Annotated in this window: 4 protein-coding genes; all 4 read right to left on the reverse strand. The window is 68.0% G+C overall.

All coding sequences use genetic code 11. From position 1 onward, the window contains the following. Positions 1–39 precede the first annotated feature (39 nt). Complete coding sequence (locus AC5Y43_RS24895) at positions 40–1,653, reverse strand: virulence factor Mce family protein (protein WP_499977275.1); 1,614 nt, start codon at positions 1,651–1,653, stop codon at positions 40–42. Then, positions 1,650–3,239, reverse strand: coding sequence for a virulence factor Mce family protein (locus tag AC5Y43_RS24900; RefSeq protein WP_499977277.1), 1,590 nt, complete (start codon positions 3,237–3,239; stop codon positions 1,650–1,652). Before AC5Y43_RS24900 ends, AC5Y43_RS24895 begins: the two co-directional genes overlap by 4 nt. Continuing rightward, positions 3,236–4,282: a virulence factor Mce family protein gene (locus AC5Y43_RS24905; RefSeq protein ID WP_499977281.1), complete on the reverse strand. Its 1,047-nt coding sequence runs from the start codon at positions 4,280–4,282 to the stop codon at positions 3,236–3,238. Before AC5Y43_RS24905 ends, AC5Y43_RS24900 begins: the two co-directional genes overlap by 4 nt. Next, on the reverse strand, positions 4,279–4,737 hold a 459-nt coding region (locus AC5Y43_RS24910), incomplete at its 5' end, for an MCE family protein (RefSeq protein ID WP_499977282.1). The genes AC5Y43_RS24905 and AC5Y43_RS24910, both read right to left, overlap by 4 nt.

The raw sequence follows: 4,737 nt of genomic DNA on the forward strand, positions 1-4,737 counted from the left end.
TCGGCTTGCTTCTCGCGCGTTCCGCGCTCGTCGCGCGCCTCACTGCCCACCTCCAAAGTCAGCCGGCGCCATCGGGCCACCCGCGTTGGGAGCGGGCGCCCCCACCGGCGCGGGCGTCGGCGCGACCGGGCCCGGGACCACCCCCGGCCCCGGCGGCGGCGGCGCGATGGGCACCGGAGCGTTGAGGCCCATGGGCGGCAGGATCGGGTTCTCGTCGTAGGCGTTCGGCGGCCCGGGCGGGGTCTGCAGGGTGGACTGAACCGGCTCGATGTCGGGCCCGCCCATCAGCTCGGACAGCGATTCCGGGGTCAGCAGGCCCGCGGTGACCGGCCCGACCTGCGTGCCCTGCATGCCCGGCGCGACGATCCAGCCGTGCTGGGTGTTGCGGTGCGACAACGGCGTGTCCGGCACCCAGATGCCCGGGACGGTCGTGTCCTTGTATCCGGGTGGCGGCTGCAGCCGCGGCTCGGAGTAGGCGACTTGCTTCGGCAGCGTCTCGGCGGTGCTGAACAGGTTCAACCCGAACGGGAGGTAGTTGAACTTGATCGCGTCCAGGATCGGGGCGAGGTACTGCGCGCACAGTTCGGCCGACTCCTGGTAGCCCAGCCGGCTGCCGGCCTGGATCGAGCTGCAGATGAACTGCATCGGGTTGGCGAAGTTGGTGATCGCCGGAATGGCGACGACCGCGCCGTGCGACGGGTGATAGATCTGGTTGATGTTCGCCGCGGCCGTCGGCAGGACGTGCAGCGCGGTCTCCAGCCCGTTCAGCGAATCCGGCTGCAGCAGCGTGTTCGTCGTCGTGGCCAGGTTGTTGACGTCGTGGGTCAGCACCTCACGGTTCTGCTCGAGGTACGGCCGCACGGCGGCAAGCATGGTGTCGAACTGCTGCACCGCGTTGGCCAGGTCGGTGTCGTTGTGCGCGAGCCGCGTGGTGACGTCCGCCAGGTTCTGGTTGAGCGCGACGAACTGACGATCGTCTTGGTGCAGGGCGTTGACGAACAGCGCCAGGCTGCGCACCACCGCGAAGAAATCACCGCGGCCCTCGTTGAGCGCGTTCAGCGCCTGCGACAGGTTGGTGAGCGTGGTGTTGAACTGCTTGCCCTTGCCGGCCAGCCCGTCGGCGAACGAGGAGATGACCTCACCGAACGGACCGGTCGGTTGCTCCTTGGTCGGGCCCAGCTTGGAGATGATGTTGGTGATGCTGTCGCGCAGCTCGTCCCACTCGACCGGGACCTGGGTGCGTTGTTCCGGGATCACCGCGTTGTCGGCGAGCACCGGGCCGCCCTTGTAGGCGGGCTCCAGCTGGATCGCCCGCGACGCCACCAGGGTGGGGTTGAGGATCACGGCCGAGGCGTTGGCGGGGACCTTGTACTTGTTCTGGTAGTGGAAGGTCACCTTCATCTTGTCGCCGGCCGGCTGGATCTTGTCGATCGCGCCGACGCGCAGCCCCATGATCTGGACCTTGTCGCCCGGGTACAGCGCATTGGCCGCCGGGAAGTAGGCGACGACGGTGTTGTTCGTGAGCTTCTGGTACAGCCGCCAGCCGACGAACCCGACAACCAGAGCCAGCACGACGACCAGCGATCCGATGATCACCGTCGCCCGTGACATCTTCGGCAACCGGATGTTCCGGATATCAAAGATGGTGCTCAATTCTGGCTACCTCCCGTCGCTCCGCTCCCCCCGACTCCGCCGGGGTTGATGAACGGCGCCGGCAGCAGCGGCCCGGACCCGGGCGGTGCCGCCGGACCGGGCGGCAGGGCCGGCGCAAACGTCGACGGTGGCGGCGTCGGCCCGGCCGGCGCCAGGTTCTCGGTACGCGCACCCGGCGGGGCCTGCGCCGGCAACGGCACCGGCGTGCCCGGGACGTTCGGCGGCGGGTCGCCCGGCCGGCCCGCGATCGGCATGCCCGCCGTGGGCGGCAGGCCCGCGGGGTTGGGCGGCGACGCCCCGACGTCGATCGGCGCGGGGAAGCCGGGGCCGCCGAACGGGCCGATGGCCGTGCCCGCGCAGGGCAGCGGGTTCCATGGCCGCGGCAGACCCTCGTCCCCGACGGTGATGTTGCCGCCGGGATTGGCCGGCGTGTACGAGCACGGCGATCCGGGCGGGACGGCCGGGCCCGGGTGCTCGGGCGTGCCCTCGAGCACCGGCGGCGCGGGCGGCGGCGCGCCGTTGGGGAACCGGGTGCCGTTGGGGTCGGGCCAGCGGAATTCGGGCAGCCCGGCGCCGCGCCAGAAGTTCTCCGGATCGATGCCGCGCTTCTTGAACGCCGCGTCCACAAACGGCTGGACGATCTGGTACAGGGCCAGGTTGTGCAGGACCACCTTGAAGAACGGACCCGACGCGATGGCCTCGTTCAACGACGGCAGGAACTTGCCGACCTCGGTGAAACCCGCGGCGAGATCGTCCTTGCGTTCGACCAGGATGTCGCTGAGCACGCGCAACTGCTCCAGCACGTGGTTCAGGTTCGGGTTGTCGTTGACCAGCCCTTTGACCTGTTCGGAGAACGCGGCAACGTTGGCCAGCAGCGCGTTGATGGCCTGGCCGCGTTCGTTGAACGCGGCCAGCAGCGTCTTGGCGTTGACCAGCAGTCGGTCGATCTGCTCGCTGCGGTCCCCCAAGACGCTGGCCACCTTGTTGGCCTGGGCGAGCAGGTGCTTGACCTCCTCGTCGCGCTTGCCGATCGTGTCGGAGAACTTGGCCACGCCGTCCAGCGCGGCACTCAGGTGGGGGTAGGTCTGGTCGATGGTCTGCGACAGCACGTGCAGCGACTCTTTGACGGTGTCGATGTTCCAGCCGGAGGCGGCCTTGGTGACGTCGAAGAACGCGTCGTAAATCTGGTAGGGCGTGGTGCTTTGACCCAGCGGCAGCGTGCCGCCCGGCCGCAACGCCTGGTTGCCGCGGGGCTCGATCTCGAGCACCTTCTTGCCGAGGATGGTGTCGGTCTTGATGGCCATCCGGCTCTCGGTGCCGATCTTGTTGGTGCCGATCGAGAACTTCAGCGCGATGTGGTCGCCGTCGATCTTGAGGCCCTCGACCTTGCCGACGTCCATGCCGGCGATGCGCACCTTGTCGCCCTTGTTGATCCCGCCGGTGTCGGAAAACTGGCCGTAGTAGGCCGGCTTGGCGAAGATCATCGGGACGCTGGTGAAGCTCTGCCCCACCCCGATGACAAGCAGCGTCACCAGGATGCCCATGAGCCCGATGCGGAGCCGGTTGGGGGGTTCCAGCGTTCTCATTGCGGGGTGCACCTCCCCGTCGGCTGCTGGAACAGCCGGACCGTGCGGACCGGACCCCCGGCCTGCAGACCGTTGATCTTCAGCGAGATGTCGCAGGCATAGAAGTTGACGAAGTCCCCGTAGGAGCCGATGCCGCGGCCGATCAGGTTCAGCGCGTTGGGCACCTTGTGGATGAAGTCGTTGAGCTGCTCGCGCTGATCGATGAGCGGCTGCTGCACCGCATCGAGGTAGTTGAGGGTGCTGTGTATCAGGGCGCGGTCCTCGGCCAGCAGGTCGGCGACCGTCCCGGCGGCGTTGCTGATGTGCGCGGTCCCGCCGGCCAGCTCGTCGCCGTGGTTCTTCAGCCCGGTGACCAGCACCTCGAGGTTGTTGACGGTCTGGTCGAATTGCTGGCGGTGGCGAACCGTCGTGTCCAGCACGATGTTCAGGTTCTTGATGACCTCGCCGATCGCCTGGTCACGCGTGCCGAGCTGGTTGGTCAGTTGCGCCGTCTGGTCGAGGATGTCGTTGATGGTGCCGCCCTGACCCTGGAAGACCGTGATCAGCGCGGTCGCGATGGTGTTGACCTTTTGTGGGTCCAGCGCCCGGAACAGCGGCTTGAAACCGCCGATCAGCGCGTCGAGGTCGAGCGCGGGCGACGTCCGCGAGACGGGGATGAAGCCGCCGGGCGACAGGACCTTGCTGCTGTTGCCCACATCGTCGAGCGGCGTCTTGAGCTCGAGGTACCGGTTACCGATCAGGTCGAGGTAGCGAATCTGCGCGGTCGTCGACTGGTACAGGGGGATGGCGCGGTCGACGCTGAAGTCCACCCGCGCGCGCCGGCCGCCGTCGACCAGGTGCACCGAGCTGACCTTGCCGATCTCCACCCCTGAGGCGCGGACGAATTGGCCCTGCCGCAGCCCGCTGATGCTGCTGAATTCCGCCGAGTAGTCGTAGGTGCGCCCGAAGCGCATCTGGCCGAACACGATGATGATCATCACAGTGAAGAGCAGCAGCACCACGGAGAAGATGCTGAGTCGGACGATGGTACCGGTGATTTTCATGGGTTGATCGTGTTATCCCCTACCTGGCGACCCCAGACGTACTCGATCGCATACGGCGAACCGGTGTCGAGGTGGTTGTACGGTGCGAGGCTGTTGCCGGTGTCCATCACCAATTCCGGTGCGGGCCAAAGGTCGTGGGTGATGGATTGCCAGCACCCCGGCGCGCCGCCCGGGCCGCCGCGCGCGTTGACCCGCGGCAGGTTGTCCGGCCACACGTAGGGGTTCGGGGCGCCGCCCACCAGGCCGGCCAGGGCGCCCTGGCCCATGGTGAGCGCGACGGTGGCGACGAGCGATACCGGGTTCGCGAGCAGCCCCAGCCCGGAGAGCGCCTCGGTCTCGGTGTTCAGCGAGTAGCCGTTGCCGGCGAGGAACGACGCCGCCTTGGGTTCGATGTCGTGATAGTTGCGGATGGTGCAGAACAGCTCGGGGCTGTAGGTGTCCAGCAGCTGCGCCGA

The organism is Mycobacterium sp. NGS57 (genome assembly GCF_059812405.1).